Origin of the sequence: Enterococcus sp. DIV1420a (assembly GCF_051712165.1) — a bacterium.
Classification (GTDB): domain Bacteria; phylum Bacillota; class Bacilli; order Lactobacillales; family Enterococcaceae; genus Enterococcus; species Enterococcus faecalis.
This window is the reverse complement of the sequence record NZ_JBIOOI010000001.1, coordinates 1,984,832-2,010,829: the sequence shown is the minus strand read 5'-3', so window position 1 is coordinate 2,010,829 and position 25,998 is coordinate 1,984,832. Positions and strand designations below refer to the sequence as shown.

At 38.1% G+C, this 25,998-nt stretch carries 22 protein-coding genes and 1 other annotated feature; of the genes, 5 read left to right on the top strand and 17 right to left on the bottom strand.

Going from position 1 to position 25,998, the window contains the following annotated elements; genetic code table 11:
- Position 1: 1 nt before the first annotated feature.
- The 9 genes from dapD to ulaG form a co-directional block, all read right to left on the bottom strand.
- Positions 2-703, bottom strand: a complete 702-nt coding sequence (dapD, locus tag IGI80_RS10080; protein ID WP_002358012.1) for a 2,3,4,5-tetrahydropyridine-2,6-dicarboxylate N-acetyltransferase — start codon at positions 701-703, stop codon at positions 2-4.
- An 80-nt stretch (positions 704-783) separates the two neighbouring features.
- Complete coding sequence (gene cbpB / locus IGI80_RS10075) at positions 784-1,269, bottom strand: cyclic-di-AMP-binding protein CbpB (RefSeq protein WP_002386623.1); 486 nt, start codon at positions 1,267-1,269, stop codon at positions 784-786.
- Positions 1,270-1,525: 256 nt separating this feature from the next.
- Positions 1,526-2,236 carry an L-ribulose-5-phosphate 4-epimerase gene (locus IGI80_RS10070; RefSeq protein ID WP_438723351.1) on the bottom strand — a complete coding sequence of 237 codons (711 nt, stop codon included), beginning with the start codon at positions 2,234-2,236 and terminating at the stop codon, positions 1,526-1,528.
- Complete coding sequence (locus tag IGI80_RS10065; protein ID WP_202577556.1) at positions 2,226-3,086, bottom strand: L-ribulose-5-phosphate 3-epimerase; 861 nt, start codon at positions 3,084-3,086, stop codon at positions 2,226-2,228. Before IGI80_RS10065 ends, IGI80_RS10070 begins: the two co-directional genes overlap by 11 nt.
- A 4-nt stretch (positions 3,087-3,090) precedes the next feature.
- Complete coding sequence (locus IGI80_RS10060) at positions 3,091-3,729, bottom strand: 3-keto-L-gulonate-6-phosphate decarboxylase UlaD (protein ID WP_435033069.1); 639 nt, start codon at positions 3,727-3,729, stop codon at positions 3,091-3,093.
- A gap of 13 nt (positions 3,730-3,742) precedes the next feature.
- Positions 3,743-4,042 carry a PTS sugar transporter subunit IIB gene (locus IGI80_RS10055; RefSeq protein ID WP_002358018.1) on the bottom strand — a complete coding sequence of 100 codons (300 nt, stop codon included), beginning with the start codon at positions 4,040-4,042 and terminating at the stop codon, positions 3,743-3,745.
- Between the two features lie 14 nt (positions 4,043-4,056).
- Positions 4,057-5,544 carry a PTS ascorbate transporter subunit IIC gene (locus IGI80_RS10050; RefSeq protein WP_002366460.1) on the bottom strand — a complete coding sequence of 496 codons (1,488 nt, stop codon included), beginning with the start codon at positions 5,542-5,544 and terminating at the stop codon, positions 4,057-4,059.
- Between the two features lie 12 nt (positions 5,545-5,556).
- On the bottom strand, positions 5,557-6,015 hold the full coding sequence (locus IGI80_RS10045) for a PTS sugar transporter subunit IIA (protein WP_002366459.1): 459 nt from the start codon (positions 6,013-6,015) through the stop codon (positions 5,557-5,559).
- A 17-nt stretch (positions 6,016-6,032) separates the two neighbouring features.
- A complete protein-coding gene (gene ulaG / locus IGI80_RS10040) occupies positions 6,033-7,100 on the bottom strand; it encodes an L-ascorbate 6-phosphate lactonase (protein ID WP_002366458.1) in 1,068 nt (355 codons plus the stop codon).
- 193 nt (positions 7,101-7,293) lie between these two features.
- On the opposite strand from ulaG, the gene IGI80_RS10035 reads away from it, so the two are divergent.
- Positions 7,294-8,058, top strand: a complete 765-nt coding sequence (locus tag IGI80_RS10035) for a DeoR/GlpR family DNA-binding transcription regulator (protein ID WP_002382117.1) — start codon at positions 7,294-7,296, stop codon at positions 8,056-8,058.
- Between the two features lie 93 nt (positions 8,059-8,151).
- Here IGI80_RS10035 and IGI80_RS10030 read toward each other — a convergent pair whose 3' ends face one another.
- The 3 genes from IGI80_RS10030 to racE are packed head-to-tail and all read right to left on the bottom strand — an operon-like array spanning position 8,152 to position 10,852.
- Positions 8,152-8,664 carry a metallophosphoesterase gene (locus IGI80_RS10030; protein ID WP_002381991.1) on the bottom strand — a complete coding sequence of 171 codons (513 nt, stop codon included), beginning with the start codon at positions 8,662-8,664 and terminating at the stop codon, positions 8,152-8,154.
- Positions 8,665-8,676: 12 nt separating this feature from the next.
- Positions 8,677-10,032 carry a ribonuclease PH gene (gene rph, locus IGI80_RS10025; RefSeq protein WP_002409873.1) on the bottom strand — a complete coding sequence of 452 codons (1,356 nt, stop codon included), beginning with the start codon at positions 10,030-10,032 and terminating at the stop codon, positions 8,677-8,679.
- Complete coding sequence (racE, locus tag IGI80_RS10020; RefSeq protein ID WP_002409874.1) at positions 10,025-10,852, bottom strand: glutamate racemase; 828 nt, start codon at positions 10,850-10,852, stop codon at positions 10,025-10,027. Before racE ends, rph begins: the two co-directional genes overlap by 8 nt.
- A 264-nt stretch (positions 10,853-11,116) precedes the next feature.
- Between racE and IGI80_RS10015 the strand changes: the two genes are divergently transcribed.
- The 4 genes from IGI80_RS10015 to IGI80_RS10000 are packed head-to-tail and all read left to right on the top strand — an operon-like array spanning position 11,117 to position 14,146.
- Entirely contained in the window at positions 11,117-11,848 is a 732-nt protein-coding gene (locus IGI80_RS10015; RefSeq protein ID WP_375344317.1) for an amino acid ABC transporter ATP-binding protein, read from the top strand.
- A 34-nt stretch (positions 11,849-11,882) separates the two neighbouring features.
- Positions 11,883-12,710, top strand: a complete 828-nt coding sequence (locus IGI80_RS10010; RefSeq protein ID WP_002360586.1) for a transporter substrate-binding domain-containing protein — start codon at positions 11,883-11,885, stop codon at positions 12,708-12,710.
- Positions 12,711-12,755: 45 nt separating this feature from the next.
- Positions 12,756-13,469 (top strand): amino acid ABC transporter permease, encoded by a 714-nt coding sequence (locus IGI80_RS10005; RefSeq protein ID WP_002363695.1) that lies wholly within the window; start codon positions 12,756-12,758, stop codon positions 13,467-13,469.
- Between the two features lie 11 nt (positions 13,470-13,480).
- Complete coding sequence (locus tag IGI80_RS10000) at positions 13,481-14,146, top strand: amino acid ABC transporter permease (protein WP_002382114.1); 666 nt, start codon at positions 13,481-13,483, stop codon at positions 14,144-14,146.
- 197 nt (positions 14,147-14,343) lie between these two features.
- On the opposite strand, the gene pheT is transcribed toward IGI80_RS10000, so the two are convergent.
- From pheT to IGI80_RS09975, 5 genes are all read right to left on the bottom strand, one after another.
- Entirely contained in the window at positions 14,344-16,767 is a 2,424-nt protein-coding gene (pheT, locus tag IGI80_RS09995; RefSeq protein ID WP_016627398.1) for a phenylalanine--tRNA ligase subunit beta, read from the bottom strand.
- A gap of 7 nt (positions 16,768-16,774) precedes the next feature.
- Positions 16,775-17,821 carry a phenylalanine--tRNA ligase subunit alpha gene (gene pheS, locus IGI80_RS09990; protein ID WP_438723349.1) on the bottom strand — a complete coding sequence of 349 codons (1,047 nt, stop codon included), beginning with the start codon at positions 17,819-17,821 and terminating at the stop codon, positions 16,775-16,777.
- A 56-nt stretch (positions 17,822-17,877) separates the two neighbouring features.
- Positions 17,878-18,096: a binding site (T-box leader), on the bottom strand.
- A gap of 43 nt (positions 18,097-18,139) precedes the next feature.
- Positions 18,140-18,484, bottom strand: coding sequence for a winged helix-turn-helix transcriptional regulator (locus IGI80_RS09985; protein WP_002358035.1), 345 nt, complete (start codon positions 18,482-18,484; stop codon positions 18,140-18,142).
- A gap of 69 nt (positions 18,485-18,553) precedes the next feature.
- Positions 18,554-22,348: a helicase-exonuclease AddAB subunit AddA gene (gene addA, locus IGI80_RS09980; RefSeq protein ID WP_193802489.1), complete on the bottom strand. Its 3,795-nt coding sequence runs from the start codon at positions 22,346-22,348 to the stop codon at positions 18,554-18,556.
- A complete protein-coding gene (locus IGI80_RS09975; RefSeq protein ID WP_033626823.1) occupies positions 22,341-25,931 on the bottom strand; it encodes a PD-(D/E)XK nuclease family protein in 3,591 nt (1,196 codons plus the stop codon). The genes addA and IGI80_RS09975 overlap by 8 nt, the downstream gene beginning before the upstream one ends.
- Positions 25,932-25,998 lie beyond the last annotated feature (67 nt).

The following is a 25,998-nucleotide window of genomic DNA, read 5'->3' as shown; positions in this document are numbered from 1 at the left end:
TTTAGAGTTTACGTAATTCTTCTAAAATCTCTGTTTTACTCTTGGTTTTATCATCAATTTGTTTAATTACTTTTGCTGGCACGCCTGCGACAACGGTATGCGCTGGAACGTCTTCCACAACTACTGCACCAGCAGCCACAACGGCACCTTCACCAACACGAACCCCTTCTAGTACGACCGCATTCGCTCCAATGACAACCTCGTTTTCAATAACCACAGGTGCGGCACTTGGTGGTTCAATGACACCAGCTAAAACCGTTCCTGCGCCAATGTGACAATGCTTTCCTACAGTTGCACGACCGCCCAAAACAGCGCCCATATCAATCATAGTCCCTGCACCAACGACGGCGCCAATATTTAGAATAGCCCCCATCATAATCACCGCTTGATCGCCAATTTCAACTTTTTCGCGAATCAAAGCACCTGGTTCAATCCGAGCATTAATGTCTTTCAGATCAAGAAAAGGAATTGCTGAGTTACGTGCATCATTTTCTACAACATAATCCTCAATTTTTTCTTTGTTTGCTTCTAAAAAAGGTTTTACGTCAGCCCAATCGCCAAACAATGTCCCAGTTTTACAATTATTAAAGACCTTAATTGTTTCCGGAAACGTGACTTCTTTTAATTGCCCTTTCAGTGTTACTTTAACAGGCGTTTGCTTTTTGGCATCGCCAATATACTGAATAATCTCATATGCGTCCAATCACAGCACTCCTTTACTTCGTGTTATCATACAGAATAACGCATTTATGAGAAAAAAGTAAAGAGTTTCTTGCGTTTTATTTAAATTACTTTCATTTCTTCTGATTTAGGCAGAACAAGATGATGTTTTTCTAATTCATGCGCCATATGATTGACCGCTTTTAAAATTTCTTTGCGTGTAATGATGCCCTTAAAGCGTTGATTATCATCAACCACTGGTAAAAAAGAAGCATCTACTAATAAATGTAACACTTCTTCTAAATCCCACGATTCACCAATTACAGGAACATTGACTTCCATTACATCGGCCACAGTAAATTCATTCAATTTTTCAAAATCCACTGAAGTCAAATCAAACATTTTATCTACAACGTCTGTCAAGCCGATTAAGCCAACAAAGCGATCTCCCTTATCTAACACAGGAATCTTGGAATAGCGAACTTGCGATAAGACTAATGCCGCATGACTTAATGGATTTAAACACATTACGTTGGCGACATTTTCGGCGGGTACTAAAAACGTTTCTTGTTTTTCTAATAATAATTCTTTTACAGCAGTCCCTATCATGATTGGGTTGCCTCCATTTCTAATTCTTTAACACGTAACTTATTGTACCTAATTCTGCGGAAAAAGTCTTGGAATTCGCAAATTCTTCATAACTTAACAAACGAAAATTAACGTTTTGTTCTATTCTCCCCAAAAAAAGAGAACGCTTTCTTAAAAAAATAAAAACTTAGTTGTCCCATAACAGACAACTAAGTTTTTATAAAAGACCAATTAATCAGTCAATTATTCTTCTTTTTCACACGTTTCATCACAGCCATCACTGACCATAATAAGCGGAAATTCCATGTTTTCTAAGATAGTGTTTATCCAATAAAAAATGATCAATTGGTTCAACAGCTGGATTAATTATTTCCGTCAAACGTGCCATTGAACAGATTTCATCTAAAATCAAGCTGTTTTCAACTGCTTTTTCCGGAGTCATTCCCCAAGTAAATGGGCCATGTCCATAAACTAGCACTCCTGGAACTGCTAAAGGATCTAGTTCTTGTTCATGAAATGTTTCAACAATGACTTTGCCAGTCTCTTCTTCATAGTTTTCTTTAATTTCACTTTCAGAGAGCGCTCTTATGCAAGGTACAGCGCCATAAAAAGCATCCGCATGGGTGGTACCGTAAGGAGGTAAGGCTCGCCCTGCTTGAGCCCACGTAACACTATTCAGGGAGTGCGTGTGCGCAATCGCTCCAATTTCTGGCATTTTTTGATAAAGATAAAGATGCGTGGGTAAATCAGAAGACGGCTTTAATGCATTGGTTTCCAATAGTTGTCCCTTTAAATCAGTCACTACCATCTGTTCCTTGGTCATTTCTTGATACTTGACGCCGCTTGGTTTAATTACGATAATCCCTAATGACCGATTGATTTCACTAACATTGCCCCACGTTAATTTGACTAAGCCCAGTTTTGGCAAAGCCAGATTCGCTTCATAAACACGTTGTTTCATTGCTTGGATGATCGCTTTATTGTTCATAATAACCCACCTCTGCTAATTTGGGATAGAGATACTGCTGCGCGGCTTGAATTTTTTCTTGAAAATTCAAATCCGTTTCATTCCACATTTCAATTAAAAAAGGACCACTATAGTTTAACCGCTTGAGTGTTTTTAATAAGCCTGTAAAATCAACACAGCCTTCTCCAAAAGTAACTTCCCGAAACTTCCCTTCAAATGTGTCTGTTACAGCGAAGGTATCTTTTAAGTGAATAGCAGCGATTTCAGCAATTCCCTTTTCAAGCTCAACCGCCGGATTATTTTCCGGCCAAGCAGACAAATTACCTAAATCAGGATAAACATGCAAAAAAGGAGACGGAATTTGTTCCTTAATTTCTAGAAATTTTTGTATGCTATTCATAAAAGGGTCATCCATAATCTCAACAGCCAGAATGACACCGTATTGTGCAGCTTCCTCAACGCCCTTTTTCAGACCTTGAAGAAAAAATTCCCTTGTTTCGGCAGTTTTTTCTTCGTAAAAGACGTCATAGCCAGCTATTTGAATCACCCGTATGTTTAATTGATGAGCCAAACGAATCGCTTGAGATAAAATTTCCCGTCCTTTTTCACGTATTTCTTTATTTAAAGAGCCTAAAGGGAACCGCCGATGACCACTTAAACACAAAGAATGGATAAAAAAATCTTCTTTCACCATTAATTGAGAAAGTTCTTGTAACTGGCTTGGTGTCCAAGCCAATCGTGCTAAACGTTCATCGGATTCATCAATTGACATTTCTAAAAAATCAAACCCTAACTTTTTGGCCCATGTGAATCGTTCTGCCCAAGTTAAATTTTGCGGGAGTGCTTTTTCATACAGTCCAATTCGTGCCATTTTATCACTTCCAAATCTGATCGATTTTTTTTTGAAAATCTTTGGCTGCTTGTTCAGGATTTTTTGATTCAGTAATCCCACGGCCCGCAATAAATGTTGCAACTGCCATTGTTTGAAACAATTCAAGCGTTTCGACAGTTAAACCACCTGTGACGGACACTTCAAAGCCTAAGTCAATTAGTTCTTGAACTTTATTCAAATCTTTCTCTCCCCAACTGCCGCCAGCTAAAAGAGCATCTCTACTTTGATGATAAATCACCTGATTAATCCCTAATTCTCGCCATTGTCGAGCTTGTTGCATTGTCCAATTTCCATATAGTTCTACTTGTAATTCTCGGACTTCTTTTTGAGCTGCAGCCATCGTTGGCAAGGTGGCGCAACAAATGACCGTCATGAAATCAGCGCCTGCTTGTGCGACATTACAAGCAACTGTACCGCCCGCATCAGCACATTTTGTATCAGCAACAATTGTTTTATTAGGAAACATGCGTCTTAAACAACGAATTGCTTTTTGGCCTTCTTGTAAACACAAAATAGTGCCAACTTCGATAATATCGACAATTTCTCCGACTTTCATACAATCTGCTAAAGCGTCTTCTAAGCTATTATGATCTAAAGCGATTTGTAAGTTTGGTCTTTTCATCTTTCCCATCCTTTTATTCAGATTTTTGATAACGATCTGAAGCCATATATTTTTCTTGAATTTCTTTTGCAGACATTACATTTTTAATGCCAATCACTGTGACTCCACGTTTTTCTGCTTGCTGAAACATTTGTAAAAAATTGACTGGAGTAAAAACAACGTCGTATTGGCTAGCAGAGCTTTTTCCTTCTGAAATGGCGCAATGATGAATTTTTGTAATCGGTACACCTAGTTCTTTCATTGCTTTTTCAACACTACGCATCATCATTAGACTCGTGCCAGAACCATTGGCACAGGAAACAAGTATTCTCATTTTAAATTCCTCCTTTAATTCTCTTGAAATTTTTTAGCATATTGTTCATAATCATTGACAATCATAAAGTAACCTTCTGGATTTTTTCGATACTGAAGTTGCGGAATTATTAGTAACCCAATCACCACCACTGCTACGCCAACATAGCCTAGAACTTTCATAATGATTGTAAATAACGGCCAAGCTGTCGCCCAATCGAACATGCCCAAATAACCGCCATATTGAGATAATCCAATCCATGTAGCAAATAAAGCTGAGCCACCTACTTGGATTAAACCTGAAAGGAATGGGAATAAACAAGCAGCTTTTACTCCGCCACGATTATTTGCATAAACAGCTATGACAGCGTTATCAAAAAACAATGGGATAAAACCCGCAATAACGATTGTCGGAGACTTTAATAGAATCAGTAAGCCAATCATTAAAAACTGGCCTAATGCGCCAAAGAGAAACCCAATTGTTACTGCGTTGGGCGAGCCAAATCCGAAAGTCGCTGCTACGTCAATCCCAGGAACAGCGCCTGGTAAAATGGTATTTGAAATCCCTTGGAATGACTGCGTCAACTCGTCGACAAAGGTTCTAACGCCTAATTGTAAGATAGCTAAATAGACAGCAAAATTTAATGAAGTGGTCATGATATAAAAGAAGAAACTCTGCCCTTCTTGCATAAATTTAGCTTGAATTAAATAATCTTGTCCCAAAACAAGCAAGATAATGCCAAAGAAAAAGAGCATCAAAATGGACGTAGCAACCATATTTTCATTAAAAATGGATAGAAATCCTGGTAATTCAATATCTTCCAATTTTTTATCGACCTTCTCTGAACGATGTTTCTTTTGATCACGTTTTTTCAACCATTCTGCTAATTTTGCAAAAATAAATATGCCAAACATTTGTTGATGGGCTACCGCAAAACCAGCACCTTCTGTTAATTCCTGCGTAATCCCTACCGTTAAATTTGAAGCAACTGCCCAATAACACCCAAGAATTAAGCCCATAAAAATTAGTACTTCGATTCTACCTAAGTTAGGAAAACAAAAGAGTAAAATCCAGAAAGCGGTAGCTGCTTGTTGAATCTGAACATTCCCTGTTGTAAAAACAGCTCTCAATTTTGTATATTTTTGAAAACGAACCAACAAAATATTCATAATAAATGCGATCAATAACAAAATCATCACATCACCAAAGGTTCGTCCAAAGGTTTTCATCAATCCAGCATCGACTGCATTTTGCCCGAAATATGGATCGGTAACCATTGCCTGTAAATTAAATCGCTCTTTCAAGCCTACTAGAATAGGGCGAAAATTATTAACCAAACCACCAGAACCAACACTCAAAATAAAATAACCAACTGTCGCTTTCAGAAAACCTGCTAAACATTCATAAAAGGGCCTCCGTAACAAGAGATAACCTAATAACACGATGAAACCAATCAAATATGCTGGCTGTGTTAAAACGTTCGTAGCAAAATAAGTCCAACTATTTAACAAGAACTCCCCCATTGATTTTTCCCCCTATAATTGATATTTCTCCATAACTTCTTTAAAATCCATTGGCGTATTTGTTTCTAACAAGTCAGCAATCACGCCATCCGTCATCAATAAATCCATCAATTGCTGAATATTTTCAAGATGTTCGGCGGGATTTTGGGCTGCCAATGTAAAAAATAATGTTGCTGTTTTTGCTTCTTGATCGCCAGTAAAAGTGACTGCTTGCTTAAATTTTGTAAAAGAAATGGCCGTTCCAAAAACGCCTGCGCTTTCCTCTGATGAATGTGGCATGGCTACTTCAGGAGCAATGATGATATAAGGTCCAAACGTTTCGACACACTGAATAATCTCATCGACATAACTCTGATCGATGACGTGTTTTTGGAGTAAAATCAAACAACTTTCCTGAATCGCCTCTTGCCAACTAACCGGTTCTTTATCAGGGTAATGAATAAGCTCTTGCTCCCAAAAATAAGTTAACATTGTACATCCAGCCTTTCTTACAAGAATGAAGGAAATGGTGTATCATTTTCTTTAACAAAAACATCATCAAAGCCACGATCAAAGTTAAATTCTAAGTTGTCTTTGTCATTTGGATAAACAAATTTGCCACCCACTTGCCAAATATATGGTTTAAATTGATAATGTAAACGATCTTTTTTAAATTTCCAAATTTCCATGATTTCTTTTGGATCCGCCATAAAATTAGACCAAATATCATAATGAACAGGAATGACTACTTTCGCATTTAAAGATTCGGCCATTCTCAACATATCAACAGAAGTTATTTTATCTGTGATACCGCGAGGATTTTCGCCATATGCTCCTAAGCAAACATCAATTGCATATTGATTACCATGTTTCGCAAACAAGTTAGAATAATGAGAGTCTCCGGCGTGATATACCGTACCACCTGAGGTTTCAAATAGATAATTGACAGCTAGTTCATTCATGTCCTGAGGCATTTTACCTTTAAATGTATTTTCAGGATCATCAGAAGTAATTAGCGCGGTTCGATCAAAAGCTTCCAAGGCCACTACATTCACATCATTCACTTTTATTTCTTGACCAGGTTCTATAACCCGTGTTTTTTCTGCCGGAACACCCCAACGCTGCCATGTTTTCACTACTTCTTTTGGACCAATAAATAGAGCCTTAGGACAGTTTTGATGAACAGCAGCAGCTGTGTGAATATCCAAATGGTCTGAATGAATATGTGTGACAACTAAAGCATCTACCTCTTTTATTTCAAAAGGATCAATCACAAAAGGTTGTGTTCTTAAATTAGGTTGCATTTTTTGGCAACCACTCATGCGCATCATTTGATGGCCATTTTTCATTAAGCCGTTCCCGTGCGTTTGTTTTCCTGTTCCACACCATAAATCACATAAAATATTCGTGTTCTCATGCGTTTTCAGCCAAATGCCTGTACAACCAAGCCACCAAAGTGCAACCGTTCCTTGAAGCACATTTGTCTGATTAATTTCTTCGTTTAAATAAGTGCCCCATTCTGGAAATGTCGCCTTCAACCAACTTTCTTTTGTAATTTCATGAATCGATTTGTTCATGCTACCACTCCTCTTCTCAAATGATTGTGTTATGCTTTATAAGAAAATCATAGCCGCAAAAAATCACAATGAAAACCCTTTTATATGATTGTTTGCACTTTTAATGATTCTTTTACGTGTTTTGTTTTCCTATGAGTTATACTATTTCATGGGGGACCGTGTACAAAAAAATAACTAAAGGAGGTTGTATTACTTGAAAAGTTCATTAGAAACCATTGAAAAAAGGCAACAAAACATTCTCGCGCTGCTGCAAAAAAACAAACAAATGACTACCTATAAATTAGCAGATGCTTTAAATGTTTCCTTAAGCACAATTCGTCGTGATTTAAATGTCTTAGAAACTAAGAATGACATCATTCGAAAATATGGGTATTGTATTTACAACGACCAAAATCAGAAAGACTTTGATCAATCAGGACCGGAGTTATTAAAACAAGCCATTGCTCGTGTTGCTTGTAGCTATCTAAGTGATTATGATACCGTTTTCATTAATTCAAGTTCCACTGCTTTGAATATTCTCCATTATTTAAAGGCCGACCATCTGACCATCGTAACGAATAATTTAAAAATTGCCACCAAGCCTCATGTTTCTCAATACAATTATATTTTGACCGGAGGCGAATTACGTTTTCCCAAAGAAGTTCTGGTAGGAGATATTGCCATTAACACAATCACCGCAACGCATGCCGATGTTTGCGTAATTGGCTGTAGCGGGGTCAGTTTAGAACATGGCGTCACTACAAAAATTTTCAATGAAGCAAAAATTAATGAGCTTATGATAAAACAAACAACAAAAGTAAAAATTCTGGTCGCGGACCATCGAAAAATCGGCTTGACATCTAAATTTAAAATTGCTGATATTACCGCTTTTGATTGTTTGATTACAGACAAACATTGCTCATCAACTTTAATTACAGAACTTCGTAAGACCGGCTTAAAGGTTATCCAAGTCGACTAAAAAAAGAGCGTAGGACAAAAATCAAAAAGAGATTTTTGTCCTACGCTCAAAATCTGATAAATAAAAAAGTAGCACTTATTTCTTAACATTCACTTACTTCGTAAACGTTGCCTTTAATCGTTCCAATGGTTGGTGCTCTTTGTTATAGTACTGAACGAGATATTGTTCAGGTGTACTTTCAATTATGGCATATGTTTTCTCTTGAACTGGTCCACGAGGTAAACGAATACTTCCCGGATTAACAAAGAGAATGTTATTGTGTCGCTCTGCGCCCAATACATGAGTGTGACCAAATAAGGCAATTGTCGCTCCTGCTTCTTCCGCTTGTAAAGCAAGTGTCGTGAGTCCCATTCTAACATTGGCTAAATGACCATGTGTCATATAAATAACTTGATCCCCCACTTTTTTAGTCACAGTTTTGGGAAATTCATCATAAAAATCACAATTTCCTTGGACTACAATTAATTTCTGCCAAAGTTCATCTGTCGGTTCTAATTCAGAATCACCACAGTGAAAGAGTGCATCAACTTGTCCTTCATAATGATTCACTAAGTCAACTAAACAGTCGCGATCGCCATGGTTATCGCTTACTACCAAGATTTTCATACGTTTCAACTCCTATTTTTTTAGCCATTCTTCCCATTGTTCTTTTAATTTTGCCACTGCTTGTCCACGATGACTGACTTTATTTTTCTCTTCTCCAGACAATTCAGCTGCCGTCTTACCAAGCTCTGGAACATAGAAAAGTGAATCGTACCCAAAGCCTCCTTCACCACGAGGAATCGTACCGACTTCTCCTGGCCATTCAGCTTCGACCACCAGACTTTCTTTCTTTGGTTCAGCAAAAACCAATGTACAATGGAAACGCGCTTGTCTTTTTTCTTTTGGCACGCCCGTTAACTCGTGCAATAGTTTCGCATTATTTGAAGCATCATTAGTTGGTTCACCAGCAAAACGAGCAGAATAGATTCCTGGCATTCCCCCTAACGCATCAACAATTAATCCTGAATCATCTGCTAATACTGGTTTCTGTAAAATTTCTGCAATTGTTTCAGCTTTTAGACGAGCATTTTCTTCAAATGTTCGACCAGTTTCTTCTACATCTGGCAAATTCGGATAATCTAATAACGTCTTAACTGTATATCCTTTTTCACCAAAAATTGAACTAAACTCTTTCGCTTTACCAGGATTTCTAGTCGCAATGACAATCACTTTCTCTTCTGAATCTTGCGAAGGGACTTCTTCAGAGGCTAAAGCATAAAGCGCTTCTTTCTGATACGTAATTAATTCCTCAATCCCTGTTTTTCCATAAAAGAGCATGGCATTTAACTCATCTCCTGAGAAGGTAGCTTCTTCACCGGTTCCTTGAATTTCCACAAATTCACCAGACTCGGTCATCACGATGTTCATATCCACTGCAGCATTCGAGTCCTCTGCGTAATCTAAGTCCAGCACACAATAACCATCGGGTAAAATACCCACGCTGACAGCAGCTAAATGCTCTTTAATTGGGTCTTCCGCTAGCGCACCAGTCATCAATAAATGATTGACTGCTAAGCGTAGAGCAACAAAAGCGCCTGTAATACTAGCTGTACGGGTTCCCCCATCTGCTTGAATCACATCACAATCGACAACAATGCTCCGTTCCCCTAACTTTTCTAAGTCAACAACAGCTCGCAATGACCGCCCAATCAAACGTTGAATCTCCATTGTTCGCCCTGTTAATTTTCCTTTCGCACTTTCCCGAATATTTCTTGTGTTCGTCGCGCGAGGGAGCATGCTATATTCAGCTGCTACCCAACCTGTTCCCCCGCCTCGTAAAAATGGGGGAACCTTTTCTTCGACAGTGGCTGAGCAAATTACTTTTGTATCGCCAAACGAAATAACCACCGAACCTTCTGGATGTTTAAAAACATTGGTTTCAATAGTGATCTTTCGCAATTCTTTTGGTGCACGACTATCATGTCTAATCATTTTCGTTTCCTCCTAAGTGAATCTGTTGTGCTTTTAAGTTCTCTATACCAAGCCAACTGCTTGCAATCTCTTCAAACATTTTTGCAGAACCAGTTGTATAAAATTCATGGGTCTGTTTAGGCGCTTCAGGCGTATGGGCAATGTCAAAATAATCGAGAAGCATGCTGACTTCGCCAACTGTTTCGGCTCCTGAGTCAATTAATGTCACATGACTCCCCATCACATTTTGAATCACCGGACGTAACAACGGGTAATGGGTACAACCTAAAATCAACGTATCAAGTCCTTTTAATTGTAGTGCTTGAAGTGTTTCTGCCACAATTTTTTTTGCTACGGAAGAACGATATTGATTACTTTCAACAATGGGGACAAATTTAGGGCAAGCTAAACTAGTCACCTCAATTGCTGGTGCCTTACTTTTAATGGCGATTTCATAGGAAGCACTTTTGATTGTCCCTAAGGTACCTATGACACCAATTTTGTTATTTTTTGTGACTTTAACGGCTGCTCGTGCGCCAGGTAAAATAACACCGACAACTGGAATTGGCAAGGCAGCTTTAATTTCTTCTAATGCGACAGCCGTCGCGGTATTACATGCGATTACTAGCATTTTTATTCGTTTTTTCAATAAAAAATCGGCCATTTCCCAAGTAAACTGAACGACTTGTTCGGCTGGTCGTGGACCATATGGGCAACGGGCTGTATCTCCTAAATAAATTAATCGTTCATTTGGTAATTGTTTTAGCGCTTCCTTTAAAACAGTTAATCCACCAACGCCAGAATCAATTAATCCAATGGCTTCTTGATTGCTCATTCTCATCCTACCTTTGCCTTTTATTCACTGCCTTTATTTTCTACTTTTTAAGGACTATTGTCAATTTTTCCTGTTTTGCTCTCATTTATTTCTTTTTTTGAAGGAAATCTTTTTCGATTAAAAAACTAGTAATTCATTTTTTTGTATGTTATAATTCCTAACATTGAGAATACAATTAGAAATACATTTGGTTAATTTAATTTAAATAACACGTTTCTCACCGAATCCTCTGTTATCTTTTCTGCCAAATGATTGCAAAGGAGACTGCCTATGATTTCTTTAGAACATGTAAATAAGTATTTTGGGGAGCATCACGTTTTAAAAGATATTACTTTGAATGTAGAGCAAGGAGAAAAAATTGTCATTATCGGACCCTCCGGCTCTGGCAAAAGTACATTAATTCGGTGTATGAACCAATTGGAAAAAGTCAATGATGGTTCCGTCGTAATTGATAACATTGACATCACCAAACCGAAGGCACCCATTCAAAAGGTTCGCCAGAAAGTTGCCATGGTCTTTCAAAATTTTAACTTATATGCTCACAAAACGATTATTGATAATTTAACGTTAGCACCGATTAAAGTGATGGGCGTTTCTAAAGACGAAGCGGTTCGTACTGGCATGGAGTATTTAGAACGGGTCGGCTTAGCTGATAAAGCGTCTGCTTATCCTTCGCAGCTTTCTGGCGGGCAGCAACAACGGGTCGCTATTGCTCGTGCCTTAAATATGCATCCTGAGATTATCCTTTTTGATGAACCGACTTCGGCACTTGATCCAGAAATGATTCAAGAAGTTTTAGATGTAATGGTCAATCTTTCCAAACAAAATATTACCATGGTTTGTGTCACACATGAGATGGGCTTTGCTCGTCAAGTGGCTGACCGTGTAATCTTCATGGACCAAGGAGAGATTATTGAACAAGGAACGCCTGAACATTTCTTTACAAGCACTGAAAACCCTCGTGCAAAAGAATTTCTAAGTAAAATTATTCATAACGGGTAATGAATAAAAAACAAAAAATTGGAGGAATGAAGGAATGAAAAAACAAAATAAATGGCTGGCTGGACTCTCCTTACTTGTATTAGCAGGCATCATTGTGGGCTGTGGTAGCGGCAACAATGACTCAACTTCAAAAAGTGCTTCATCAAACAAAACGGTCACAGTAGAACAATTAAAAAAAGCGGGGAAAATTAAAGTAGGTGTCAAAGAAGACATTCCTAATTTTGGCTATATGAATCCTGATACAAACAAAAATGAAGGAATGGAACCAGATATTGCACGCTTGATTGCGAAAGAAATTACCGGCAGCGAAGAGAATGTGGAATTTGTGGGCGTGACAGCAAAAACGCGCGGTCCCCTTTTAGACAATGGTGAACTAGATATGGTAATTGCTACATTTACAATTACTGATGAACGTAAAAAGACTTATAATTTTACAACTCCTTATTATACAGATGAGATTGGTTTCCTTGTGCGCAAAGAGGATAACTTCTCCAGCATGAAAGATTTAGACGGAAAAACAATCGGCGTTGCACAATCTGCTACGACAAAAGAAAACTTAGAGAAAAAAGCGCAAGAGGAAGGAATCAAATTTACTTATCAAGAATTAGGTTCCTATCCAGAATTAAAAACAGCGTTAACTTCTAAACGAATTGATGCATTTTCAGTGGATAAATCAATCCTATCTGGCTATGTGGATGGCAAGACAGAAATTTTAAAAGATGGTTTTTCGCCACAAGAATATGGGATTACCACAAAGAAAGCAAATACTGAATTAAATGATTATCTAAATGGTTTAATTGAAAAATGGGAAAAAGACGGCACACTAGAAAAAATCTATCAAGACTGGGGCTTAAAAAATTAATCATTCCTAAGACTTGAAGAATCAAAAATTTTAGGAGGGATTTTTATGTTTTTGTTAGCCAATATTTCCTGGCTTGAAGAAGGGCCATTTGCCTTATATCGTTGGGAGGCTTTATTTCAAGATTGGCGAATTTTTGGTCAGGCATTTCTCTATACTATTCTGCTTTCTTTAGGAGCGATCTTAGTTGCCTTTGCTTTAGGCATTTTCTTTGGCAGTTTATCAGCGACCAAAAGTAAACTTTTACACGCAATTAGTCGTGTCTATGTAGAATTTTTTCAAAACACACCTTTGTTGATTCAATTTATCGTAGTCTATTATGGCTTTCCTCTGCTAAGCCCGCTGCTTTCATTTTCTATTACTACGATTGCCATTCTGTGTGTAGGCCTCTATCATGGTGCCTACATTTCTGAAGTGGTTCGCTCAGGAATCGGAGCTGTCCCAAGAGGGCAATTTGAAGCGGCTTACTCCCAAGGATTAACGTATGGTCAAACGATGCGGTATGTGATTTTACCACAAGCATGGCGGATTATGTTACCGCCTTTAACCAATCAAGTCGTGAACCTAATTAAAAATACGTCAACAGTTGCCATTATTTCTGGCGCAGACGTAATGTTTGCTGCCAATAGTTGGTCGTCTGTCAACTTGAACTATATTCCCGCCTTTGCGCTTGCTGGTTTCTTATATTTCATTCTTTGCTTCCCATTAGCGAATTTGGCTAGAAAAATGGAAGAAAAAAATAAGAAAGCATATAGCAGATAGGAGGAAAACAGATGCCTTTTTCAGAAGAAATGCGTCAATTACTGACAGCAAATAATTTTCAATTTCTATTTAACGGCTTAAAATTGACGCTCTATATTTCCTTCGTCTCAATTATTTTGAGTACGATTTTTGGCACCATTCTAGCCGTTTTGCGAAATCAAACCCATGGACCACTGAAGTTACTTGCCAGTATTTATGTAGAAGTGGTGCGTAATATTCCAAACTTATTGTGGATTTATGTTATTTTTTTGATTTTCAAAATCAAATCCACACCTGCTGGAATTGTGAGTTTTACTGTGTTTACCACCGCTGCTTTAGCGGAAATTATTCGTGGTGGTTTAAATGGGGTCGATAAAGGCCAAATTGAAGCGGCACGTTCTCAAGGTTTTTCAAATTGGCAAATTCTTTATCATATTGTTTTGCCTCAAGCCATTCGCAATGTCTTACCAGCAATTGTTTCTCAGTTTGTTACTGTCATCAAGGATACAAGTTTCTTGTATTCCGTGATTGCTTTGCAAGAACTCTTTGGCAAATCTTATATCTTAATGGGGCGCTACGCACAAACAGGACAAGTATTCACTATTTACGGAATCGTCGCCCTAATTTATTTCATTATTAACTTTAGTATCTCACAATTTTCACGTTGGCTTTCACGAAATTGGGCGAAAAGTTATTAATGTAGTTAAAAACAGGAGGCTGAGACAAAAGTGTTTAGCTCCAAGAAATAAGAAGGAATTTCCGAAAATTGTTCTTTAATTTTTGGAGAATTTCGGCTTATTTCCGAAGGAGCTGCTTTTGTTCAGCTGATTATCTTAAGATTTAGAAAGTGGGGCATAAGTCATTTCGACTTATGCCCCACTTTCCTGTTTTTATTTTATCTTACTTCTACTTGATGTTTTTCAATTAGCGCTTTTTCAACCTTTTCCATTGAACGGTTAATTTCTTCATCCACTAATGTCGCTTCTGCATTAACGAAAGTTAAACTATACGCCATTGATTTTTTGCCAGCGCCTAGTTTTTCACCTTGATATACATCAAATAAATGAATCTCTTTCAAATATTTACCTGCGTTATCTGAAATAGTTTTAACTAGTTCTTGATTGGTAACTGTTTCATCGACTAATAAAGCAATATCTCGAGAAACTGCTGGGAATTTAGAAACTGCTTCATAAGTAACCCCGCCTGCTTCTGTGGCTACTAATTGTTGCAAGTTTAATTCAGCAACATATGTTTCAGGAATATCGTACGCTTTTGCTGTCGTTGGGTGAACTTGTCCGACAAAACCAACCACTTCATCTTCTAAATAAATCCATGCTGTCCGGCCTGGATGCATTTCTGGAATCGCCGTTGTCGCTTGATAACTGATTTTTTCTGTTAATCCTAAAACAGCTACAATACTTTCCACTAAGCCTTTTACTGTATAAAAATCAACGGCTGTTGCTTTTGTTTGCCAATCTTTAACCATTGTATTACCAGTTAAAGCAAGTGCTAAGTGATTTTCTTCTGTAGGTAAATTTTTTGTTGGATCTTCTGTTTGGTAGAAAACGCGTCCTACTTCGTAGAAGGCGATATTATTATTTTTACGCGCCACATTGTATGCGACATCATCTAATAAACCAGAAATTAAGTTCATACGTAACACAGAACGCTCTTCACTCATTGGCCATTGCAAACGTGTTGTTTGACTTTCTTTCATCATAAATTGACGGGATTTTTCTTCTGTTGTCAACGCATAGCTGATGGCTTCACTCGTACCATGACCTTCCAGTAAGCTCTTTAATTGGCGCGTAACATGTTGTGCTTTGGTTAGACTTCCAGCAACTGTTTCTCCACTTGGCAATGTTGAAGGTAAATGATCATATCCATAAATGCGCGCCACTTCTTCAATAATATCTGCTTCAATCGCAATATCCCAACGTCTTGGTGGAATCGTAATTTCATATGCGCCTTGATTTACTTCATAAGCAAAACCGAGTGCTTCAAAAATTTCATTCACCGTTGCTTCATCTAATGCAGTACCTAAATATTGGTTGATTCGTTCTAAAGTCACAGCTACCTGCGCTTCTTTAACGGCCACTTCAGAACCAACTGCAGTGCCTGAAACCACTGTTCCGTCGGCTAACTCTGCAATCATCGCGGCTGCCACATCACAAGCTAACCCAACTGTCGCTTGGTTGATGCCTTTTTCAAATCTACTTGAAGATTCACTCCGTAAATTGAATTGTTTAGACGTTTTGCGAATAGACAATGGATTGAACAATGCCGCTTCTAAAGCCACAGTTGTTGTTTCTTGACTGATTTCAGAATTAGCCCCACCCATTACTCCGGCTAAGCCGACAGGCGTTTTTCCATTCGTAATGACGATATTTTCTTCTGTTAATTGACGTGTTTCACCATCTAATGTAATTAGTTCTTCTGCTGCTGTTGCTCGACGAACCAAGATTTCTTTGCTATCTAATTTTTGATAATCAAATGCATGCAATGGTTGACCAAATAATAATAAAATATAATTTGTCACGTCCACCACATTGTTAATCGGACGGATTCCTTCATTCATCAATCGATTTTGCAACCACTGAGGACTTTCTGCAATCGTCACATCTTTAATGACACGAATTTGATACGCTGGTGCATCTTGTGAATCTTCAACAGTCACTGTTACGTAATTTCCCACGTTATCTGAAGCATCTTCTTTGAGTTCGGGATCATTAAACTGAGGCGTTTGACGATAAATTGCGCCAACTTCATAGGCTACCCCTCTCATACTTAGTGCATCTGCACGGTTTGGTGTAATTGATAATTCAATAATCGCATCATCCATGTCTAAATAAGGGAAAACAGGTGTCCCATTCACTGCTTCTTGAGGTAAATAATAAATCCCTTCAGCATAGGCTTTTGGTACGACATTATCTGAATATCCTAGCTCTTCTAACGAACAAATCATTCCGTTAGAGACTTCGCCACGCATTTTGCCTTTTTTAATTTTTTGATTTCCTGCAATTCTTGAACCAGGTAATGCTACGATGACTTTAATTCCGGCTTTTACATTTGGTGCTCCACAAACAATTTGTGACAATTCTTCTTCACCGATGTCTACTTGGCAAATTGATAAGTGGTCAGAGTTTGGATGAGGAACACATTCTTTTACTTCACCGACAACAATTTTCTTTAATCCTTCTTCAGGTACAGCAACGCCCTCAACTTCTATACCTGTCACAGACATTTTGTCCGCTAATTCTTGCGGAGTAACGTTTGAAAGATTAACATATTCATTTAACCATTTATAAGAAACTAACATTTTTCAACTACTCCTTTACCTTGAATTGATTTAAGAAACGTAAATCATTTTGATAAAAATTACGGATATCATTTACACCGTAACGTAACATAGCAACGCGATCTGGTCCTAAGCCAAAGGCAAAGCCTGAGTACTCTGTTGGATCAATCCCTGACATTTGTAACACATCTGGATGAACCATCCCCGCACCTAAAATTTCAATCCAACCTGTATGTTTGCAGACGTTACAACCTGCCCCGCCACATTTAAAACAGCTAACATCTACTTCGACTGAAGGTTCTGTAAAAGGGAAATAGCTAGGACGTAAACGAATTTTACGATCTTCACCAAACATTTTTTTCATCATGACTTCTAACGTCCCTTTTAAATCACCCATTGTGACATTTTTATCGACAACAAGGCCTTCAATCTGATGGAATTGGTGACTATGTGTCGCATCATCTGTATCACGACGGAATACTTTCCCAGGAGAAATCATTCGTAATGCACCTTTTGAAAAATCGTGTTTTTCCATTGTTCGAGCTTGAACTGGTGAAGTATGCGTACGAATTAACATCTCATCTGAAATATAAAACGTATCTTGCATGTCGCGTGCCGGATGATCTTTTGGTAGATTCATGCGTTCGAAATTATAATGATCGGATTCTACTTCGTATCCTTCCACTACTTGATAACCCATGCCTAAGAAAATATCTTCAATCTCTTCCATAACTTGTGTCAAAATATGACGTGTGCCTTGAGGCATTTGTTTTCCAGGTAAAGTTACATCTAAACTTTCTTCTTTTAGTGCCGCATTTAACTCTTCGTTTTCTAAAACAACTTTGCGCGCTTCAATTGCTTCTGTTAATAAATCACGAATTTCATTTGCAAAGCCCCCCACCACTGGTCGTTCTTCTGGTGAAAGGTTTTTCATGCCTCTTAATACTTCGGTGATTAGCCCTTTTTTTCCTAATGTTTCTACGCGAATTTGGTTTAATTCTTTTAAAGTAGCAACTTGTGCGATTTCTTTGAGCGTATTGTCTCTAAGAGCTTCTAATTGCGCTTGTAATGTCATTATGCGTTCCCCTCTATCTTTTATTTAAACTAAAAAAAACGATAACCCATTCCTTTCAAAGGAACGAGCTATCGTGTTACCATCCTAATTCATAACAAATTGTTGTCATGCACTCATTTCATTTAACGGCAATTACCGGTTTGCTTTCTTCTTGAAAACAAACAAACTCAGGAAGTGAATTTCGCTTGGTGACTGTGTAAATCAGCTTCCAGTCTCTGGCTGACTCTCCCTAAAACACGTCAATTCAAACTACTTGTTTCCATCACTGTTTTTTTAGTTATTTAATTACGTTTAGTTTACAAGAAGTTTTGCTTGCGGTCAACTGCATTCTTCGTCTTTTACCCATTTTTCTGCCCAATGTTGAATTTGTTCCATTGCTAATTGCAAGTCTTCGCCTTTTTCGGTTAGGAAATATTCTAAGCGATTTCCTTCACCGCAACGAACAGCTTTGGTGATAATTCCTTCAGCTTCTAGTTCCTTCAATCGCTCTACTAAGACACGATCACTTAACATTGGAATTTTTTCTTTTAGTTCGCCAAAACGTTGAGGACCTCGCTCTAATAAAACATCAATAATTAAACCATTCCATTTTTTACCAAGTATTGAAAATGATTTTTCAAATTTGGGACAAAGTACAAACGATTCTGTTTTTACTTTTTCCATCTTCCTCACCTCTTCAATGAGTATAGCACATTCCTTACAAAATGTAAGTGTTTCTGCTTCTAATTTTTTCTACTTTATAAAATCTACAACATTTCCTGTCTGCATGTCAATAATTACTCCTCCATTTAATAAAATTAAATAGACGTGCGACACCTCTTTATGCGTTGCCTCTTGTAGCGCTCTACGATAAAGATTCATCTGTCCGCGATACCGTTCGACAATTTCAGAAATCGCTTGGGGAGAGGTGCCTTTTACATGATCGGTTTTATAGTCATACAAAATGCATTGATTGTCTAATTCGATATAGCCATCAATAATCCCATGAATTAATAAATCATCTTGTGTCGTCTCTGGATAATTTTGAATGAGCTCTTCTGCTTCAATCAGCATAGAAAAAGGTTGTTCCCTTCTAACGGTTTGATGGTGTTGAATCAATTGTTTTCCTAAGGCGGTGTCAAAGAAGGCCACGATTTGTTCCAGATTCATTTTTTCAGCAATTGCTGGTAAAATCAATTTATTTTCCACTAAGCGTTCTTGAACAGCTCGCACTTCCTCGTAAGAAGGTTGCTTACTTAAATCAATTAGTTGTAATAAATAATGGGTTGCTGTCCCAATCTCAGCTGCTGAGGGCGCTTGAACCGTATCTAAAAATTTAGGCTTACTTAAATCTCCTTCAATCATTCGATTGACAATCAACGGTTGCGCTTGAATAGTATTGTCTTCCCGAACCTCAATTTTACCAATTTCTTTGTTATCGGGGTCATCAAATACTCGCTTGATTTCAGAAACAGACTGATAACTGGTGGTCCGAGTAGCCACTTCAAACGGATAATTGAAACTTAACCGTGCAAGACCACGATTGATTTTGTCAGCAGATAATTGCGCTTTTTCGGCTAAATCCTCTGCTTGTCTTTCTGGCAATTGTAATTGCTGAATGGCTGCTCGTAGTTGTTCTTCGTTGAACCACTGAATATGAAAGTTAGCTGGGTGCTTTTTGACTTGCGGAACGTTACTTACTACTACTTCTTGCTGATATTCATCGGCTTTTTGATGACGTACCAATGTCATCCCAACCCAATTCATTAAACTACTTTTACTTTGCAAGCGATTTTCAGCTGGTAGCACCAGTGTTTCTACATCGCCAACTTTCAGCCACTCTTTCCACATCGCCGCTTGGTCTTTATAGGAGCCCACCAGAAAAAGTTTCTGTTCTGCACGTGTCAACGCCACATATAACTTCCGCATTTCTTCGGATAGTAATTTTCTCAATCGTACTTGTTTAATCGCCAAAAATGGTAAAGTATCGTACATAACTCGTTCTTCAGGTTGTAAATAACGAATGCCTACCCCTAAATTTTCTTCAAAGATATAGCGTTCATTCAAATCACTGACATTAAATTCTTTGGTCATATCTAAAACGAATACCACCGGAAATTCTAACCCTTTACTAGCGTGAATCGTCATGACGCGTACGGCATTCTCTTCACTTAAAACGACTGGTTCCGCTAAATCTTTGTCTTTTTCTTGCATTTTTTCGATGAAGCGAACAAATTGAAATAATCCGCGGAAGGTTGTTTTTTCATACGCCGCGGCCCGATCGACCAACGCATATAAATTGGCTTGGCGTTGTTTGCCAACAGGCAACCCGCCAACATAATCAAGATAGGCCGTTTCCCGATAAATCGTCCACAGCAAGTTGCTAAGCTGGTTGCGTCGAGCCTGTTCCCGCCATTTTTCTAATGATTCAGCAAAACGTATAGTTTTTTCCTGAACAACTGCTTCCTCCATGGTTGGTTCCATCTTTTGATTAAACGTTAAAAATGCTTCGTAGTAACTGGTTTCCTTATTAGCCAAACGAATAAGCACTAATTCGTTTTCTTTTAATCCAACAATTGGTGAACGTAACACAGCTGCCAAAGGAATGTCTTGATAAGGATTATCAATCAATTGAAGCAAGGCAATCATTGTACGAATTTCCGTTGCTTGGAAATAATTTTGAGCATCATTGACTTGAACTGGAATTTCTAATGATTTAAAAACATCTAAAATAGTTAAATTATTTTTCTTCGTAGGCGTTAATAAGACAATATCTTGATAAGTAATCGGTCGATCCGTTTTCAGCTTTTTATCATAAATTAAGAAATTTTGGTCAATTAATTCACGAATTTTCAAAGCAGTAACGTAAAGTTCCCCTTCTGTCTTATCTTCAATCAACAACTCAGGGGATTGTAATTCTGGAAATTCAACTGATTCTGTTGCTTTTTTTTCATAAATTAGCAATTCAGTTGAATAATCAGCCGCCTCCGAAAATTGATCAAAACCATGAACCAAAGCAGCTGACTCATCGTAAGCAATTTGGCCCACTCGCTCATCCATTAATTGACTAAATACTAAATTCGTAAAGTCTAAAACGTCTTTGCGAGAACGAAAATTTTCAGCTAGAATAATTCGTTTGCCCTCTTTGCCTTGCCCATACTGATTGTATTTTTCAATAAACAATGTAGGATCTGCCAAGCGGAAAGAATAAATAGACTGTTTCACATCTCCTACCATAAAAAGGTTTCCTTCTGTGCTAAGCGGACGGCGCAACCAATACAAAATAGATTCTTGTAATTGATTGATATCTTGGTATTCATCGACTAACACTTCATCAAATTTTTCGCGATAGTAAACCGAGGCTTCTGATGCATGCCAGCCATCTGCCTGATTTTTCGCTAAAATAGCTAACGTATAATGTTCTAAATCGTTAAAATCCACTAAATTTTTAAGCCGTTTTTCTGCGCCATAGGCCTCCATAAATTGTTTCCCCACGTGAGCCATTTCTTGAACAATGGGCGTGGCCTCTTTCAAGACTTGTTTCATGGCATCTGGAGAAAGTGTAAACAGTTGCTTTTTCAAATCATTTAACGCTTTTTTATTTTGTTCTCGTAACTGTTTGGCTTGTTCCGCGGTTGGTTTCAACTCTTCGGCACGAACCGTTGGGTAGCGGTCAAAGCTTAACAATTCAGTCAAATTATAGGCGCTTTCTAAATCATTTCTCTCTAAAAATTGTAAAAATTGTTTTGTTTGTTCCTTTTCATTTTGAGCTAAATACCAAATCTTTTGAAGTTTCTCTTCGCCCTCTGTTAAGGTCACCATTTCTTCGTAACGCTGAAGAGTTCGTTGTAACGTCTCAACGGCTAGCGGTTTTAAATACGTCTGAAATAACGTTGATTCGCCTAGCTGATCCCCTACTTCGTAGGCTTGTGTTAAGCCATTAATCCACGCCTCTGGATCAGGATTGGATTTGGCAAATTCATAAAAAGAAAAAATTAAGTTAGTGAGTCCGTCATCACTACGATCATTGGAAAAATTCGCTGTTAATTGGTAAAATTCTTCTTGATTTTCCGCATAAAATTGTTCACGTAATGCATCCCAAACATCTTCTTTTAATAACAATGTTTCTGTTTCATCTGTTAACATCCGAAAAACTGGATCTATGTCAATTAAATAATAAAAACGACGAATAACAGTTAAACAAAAGGCATGTAACGTGCTGATATTGGCTGTTGGCAAAAGAGCAATTTGACGAGAAAAATGCCGTCTTCTTTCTGGATCTTGTTCTTCATTCATTGCCTTTTGTAAAGCCACTTGGATACGTTCTTTCATCTCACGGGCGGCGGCTTCAGTGTACGTCACAATCAAGAGACGATCGATATCGACGCCGCTTTTGACTTTTTCAATGACACGGCGGACTAAAACAGTGGTTTTTCCTGAGCCAGCCGAAGCAGAAACTAAGATATTTTCATCGCCATCAAACACCGCTTGCCATTGACTGTCGGTGAATTGCTCATTGGCTGGACGTAGTGGAATTGTTTTACTCATCTTCGGTTGCTCCTTCCTCATCTTTGTTTAACAAGCGCGCCATAATTTCCTCTTTGGATAAATTCTCAATACGATGATAATTATTTTCTTTTAGCATCACATCAAAATCACAGACACTTCGAAACGGACAATAGCGACAAGCAATCCGTTCCTTGCCTTGATAAGCGGGATTAAGTTGAACTTCGCCGCCAATAATTTGATTCCCCGCTTCAATAAATTTATTTCGGTTATGGGAAAGCAACGCGCCTAATTCTGGTTCTGTCACAAATTTATCTTCTTGGCGACGACCAGGTTTAATTTGTTCTTTGGCGGATTCTTCAATCGGAAACAGCAACGAACTTTGTTTAGCTTGCAGACTCGTATCTAAATGATCCAATAAATCTGGGTCTTTCATCAAAAGACCATCAAACTGATATTTTTTAAGCATTTGTTGTTCAATGTCGTCTTTGCCTTCATAAGATAATGTAGGATTGTGTACATGCAGATAAAGTGAGCCAGCAGGTTTAGCTTCTTGACCAACTAATTGCACAGCATCCATTAAAGCCACATCCAAGTACGTCAGCATTTGCATGGCTAAGCCGTAATACGCTTCTGTCATATTAAATTTACGGTGACTCGATTTATAATCAATCACACCTAAATAGGTTGATTCGGGTGTAACCAATTGATCAATCCGGTCGATTTTCCCCCGAACATGAATTTTCCCTTGATTTTTTAATGGTAATTCCAAACCAGAAATTCCTTTTTTAGCGGCAATTTGGCCAAATAACACTTCCGTTTGAACAGTCGTCATGCCACTTCGTTGGCTTTGGCGTTTCAGCGCCCAACTGACTTTTTTAATTGTTTGACTCAATTGATAGCGAATATAGTTCATGCGACTAGAGGTAGTTAATACAGAAAAACGTGCATCCCCTAAAATACTATTTAGTACTTCCTCCGCCAATAAATTGACTTCCTGATCGGTTAATTCAGATAAGTTCCGTTGATTCATAATCAATAATTTAAAGAACTGATCCAATGCTTCATGGAAAAATTCCCCTGTAGCTGCTGGCGAAAGCCCAAAGACATCTCTTTCTTTCAAACGTAAGCCATAGCGAGAAAAGTATTGATACTGACAGCGATAAAAACTCTCCATCCGAGAAACGGATGTATAAATATCTTTACCATATAAAGGTTCTGCTAAGACCTCATCAATCTTTTCAGGAATATTTTGATGCGTTAAACTTTCGAAAACTTGCTTGGCTAGCGGTGCAATTGATTGGTTCATTAGCGCTTTTTCCATATTTAACCAGAAAGGCAACAATCCTTCTTGTGTTTCTTTCCGTTGTCTTTTCAAACGCGTTAATTCACCGATTAACGTCCGATACGTACTAATATGGGCTAAACTGGTCGTTTCATCATCGAAAATGGTTGTTTCATTTTTTTCAAAAACGGGCAAGTTTAAATCTTTTTGGATATTTTTAAAATAAGGAGACGGTTTGACTTCTTGAGCGGTGTCTTTAACACTTGGATAGGTTAAATATAACCGTTCTCGCGCTGAAGAAAAGACGAGATACGCAACATAAGGTTCTTGCGCAATTTTGCGTCCGGTTGTCCCACGTAAATATTGGTTTTCCGTTAAAGTATCATTGATTGTCTGCCGTTCTTCATCAGACAATAGTGTTTTATTTTCAATCTTTTGTGGAAAAATTTCTTCCGTCATCCCAATAGCAAAAGTAACCTTGGCAGCACCAGGTCGAGTTAAATCCATTGCGCGAACTTGTACTTGGTCAATCGCTGTCGGCACTTTACTATAGTGCAAACCTTCCAAACCACTAACAAATATTTCTTGAAACGTTGTAAAATCAAACGAACTTTCTCCGTAAACAGTGACGTATTCATCTAGTAATGACATCAATGCATCCCAAGTCTGTTCATGGTTACGAGCTGTTTCTAGTTGACCTGCTTCGATAGCTTGTAAGCGCCACATTTTTAATTGTGTTGCCACACCACTTTGCAGTAAAAAGTGATAGAAGACGGTCGCTGCTTCCAAACCAGTTTTGGCACTTATCATTGCTTGAAAGTAACTAGGTAACAGCCGTTGAAGCGATTGACGAATCGCATTTGACTCTTCTTCCATCGTAGCGACATCTTCTTGCTCTTCCGCTTCAAAATCATACCGAATAAATTCCCAATCTTTTTCTTGCGACCAATAATAACCTTCATAGCCGTATGCCAGGACTACATTTTCGGTAATATCAACTTTTCTGCGCCAAGCGTTCCGTTGGTTTAACCAATCAGTCAAGCTTTCTTCAGAAGTAGCGAGTTGATTCATTGGCATAAATAATTCCGTTCTCAAAAAACGGAGCACATCGCGATAACGATAATTGTACGAATGAATAGCAAATAAAGATTCAATCCATTCGACTAAAGGATGCCGATCCATAGCCATATCTCGGTCGACATAAACAGGAATCTCGTGTTCCGCAAAAATCGGTTCTAATAAATTTTCATAACAATCTAAATCACGAGTCAACACCTGAATTTCTTTGTACCGATACCCTTCTTCCACTACTAAACGGCGAATTTCGGTTGCAACATGTGTTAATTCTTCTTTAACGTTTTCAGCACGCCACAGAAATAAGCCATCGCCACTCCAGTCAGTTGTGCTTAATGGAGGCAGGTGTTCTTGCGATTGAATCCAATAATCATTTAATCCTTGCAAGTCTGGGTTTGTAATTAATACCTCTTTCTTTTCCACATAATCTGAAAGAATCGGGATTTGCTTCTGTCTTGCTAGTTGATAAAGCTGATGATAGGTTTGTCCCGCTTCATAAAATAACGACCGCGGATCAGGTAAGTCATGCGGATATTGTTTGTCCAATAAAAGGGCTACTTTCACAGAACCTGCTTGCGCCATTAGTACTTCAATCAACTTTAATTCTCTGGCAGTAAACTGCTGATAGCCTGAAATAACGAATTGGACATTCGACAAATCAACCGTTTGTAAATACTCGCTTAAATGTTGAATAATCTCCGCTGATTCATAGCCATACTGACTCATTTGTAATTGGAATCGCGTAAAAATTAACGTTAAATCTTGAAACTTAAGTTGTAAATCTTGTCCTTTAGGGTTCTCCATTTGTTTTTCTAAAAATGGATAAAGCTCCGCAATCTCAATATTGCCTTCGCGCATTTCTTGATAAAGCTGAAATAGTTGCTGAATAAAGCCAGGCTTGTTAATTTCACCTCTAAAAATTTGTAACTCTTCTTCTGCTTCTACTAAAATTTTGCGGAAAATCATCGCAGCACCTGCGTCAGATAAAACATCTGCCGAGTAAAAAGGTGTATGTTGTAAATAGTACCAAGCCAAACGATAAAAACTAAAAACCTGCAGACGGGTACTGGTTATTGAATCAGACGTAGTTGTCTGTAATTGACGTAACTTTTGTAAGACTTGAATTTCTTGCTCAAACTTAATATGGTTCGGGACTAAATAGAATACTTCATGCTGTGCGTCTTCCTCTAGCCATTGTTTTGTCGCCTGTATAAGTGGCGCTTCTAAGTCTGCCACGGCGGTTCCTCTAATAAACTGCACACTCATGGTTTCACATCCTTTTCCTTTGCACTGCCTTTATTTTACCACAAAAGAAGGACGGAAACATGTGTTT

Coding starts and splice junctions, on each gene's coding strand:
- cbpB (WP_002386623.1), bottom strand. CDS start 1,269: ATGATAGGGACTGCTGTAAAAGAATTATTATTAGAAAAACAAGAAACG.
- IGI80_RS10070 (WP_438723351.1), bottom strand. CDS start 2,236: ATGAACAATAAAGCGATCATCCAAGCAATGAAACAACGTGTTTATGAA.
- IGI80_RS10065 (WP_202577556.1), bottom strand. CDS start 3,086: ATGGCACGAATTGGACTGTATGAAAAAGCACTCCCGCAAAATTTAACT.
- IGI80_RS10060 (WP_435033069.1), bottom strand. CDS start 3,729: ATGAAAAGACCAAACTTACAAATCGCTTTAGATCATAATAGCTTAGAA.
- IGI80_RS10055 (WP_002358018.1), bottom strand. CDS start 4,042: ATGAGAATACTTGTTTCCTGTGCCAATGGTTCTGGCACGAGTCTAATG.
- IGI80_RS10050 (WP_002366460.1), bottom strand. CDS start 5,544: ATGGGGGAGTTCTTGTTAAATAGTTGGACTTATTTTGCTACGAACGTT.
- IGI80_RS10045 (WP_002366459.1), bottom strand. CDS start 6,015: ATGTTAACTTATTTTTGGGAGCAAGAGCTTATTCATTACCCTGATAAA.
- ulaG (WP_002366458.1), bottom strand. CDS start 7,100: ATGAACAAATCGATTCATGAAATTACAAAAGAAAGTTGGTTGAAGGCG.
- IGI80_RS10030 (WP_002381991.1), bottom strand. CDS start 8,664: ATGAAAATCTTGGTAGTAAGCGATAACCATGGCGATCGCGACTGTTTA.
- rph (WP_002409873.1), bottom strand. CDS start 10,032: ATGATTAGACATGATAGTCGTGCACCAAAAGAATTGCGAAAGATCACT.
- racE (WP_002409874.1), bottom strand. CDS start 10,852: ATGAGAATGAGCAATCAAGAAGCCATTGGATTAATTGATTCTGGCGTT.
- IGI80_RS10015 (WP_375344317.1), top strand. CDS start 11,117: ATGATTTCTTTAGAACATGTAAATAAGTATTTTGGGGAGCATCACGTT.
- IGI80_RS10010 (WP_002360586.1), top strand. CDS start 11,883: ATGAAAAAACAAAATAAATGGCTGGCTGGACTCTCCTTACTTGTATTA.
- IGI80_RS10005 (WP_002363695.1), top strand. CDS start 12,756: ATGTTTTTGTTAGCCAATATTTCCTGGCTTGAAGAAGGGCCATTTGCC.
- IGI80_RS10000 (WP_002382114.1), top strand. CDS start 13,481: ATGCCTTTTTCAGAAGAAATGCGTCAATTACTGACAGCAAATAATTTT.
- pheT (WP_016627398.1), bottom strand. CDS start 16,767: ATGTTAGTTTCTTATAAATGGTTAAATGAATATGTTAATCTTTCAAAC.
- pheS (WP_438723349.1), bottom strand. CDS start 17,821: ATGACATTACAAGCGCAATTAGAAGCTCTTAGAGACAATACGCTCAAA.
- IGI80_RS09985 (WP_002358035.1), bottom strand. CDS start 18,484: ATGGAAAAAGTAAAAACAGAATCGTTTGTACTTTGTCCCAAATTTGAA.
- addA (WP_193802489.1), bottom strand. CDS start 22,348: ATGAGTAAAACAATTCCACTACGTCCAGCCAATGAGCAATTCACCGAC.
- IGI80_RS09975 (WP_033626823.1), bottom strand. CDS start 25,931: ATGAGTGTGCAGTTTATTAGAGGAACCGCCGTGGCAGACTTAGAAGCG.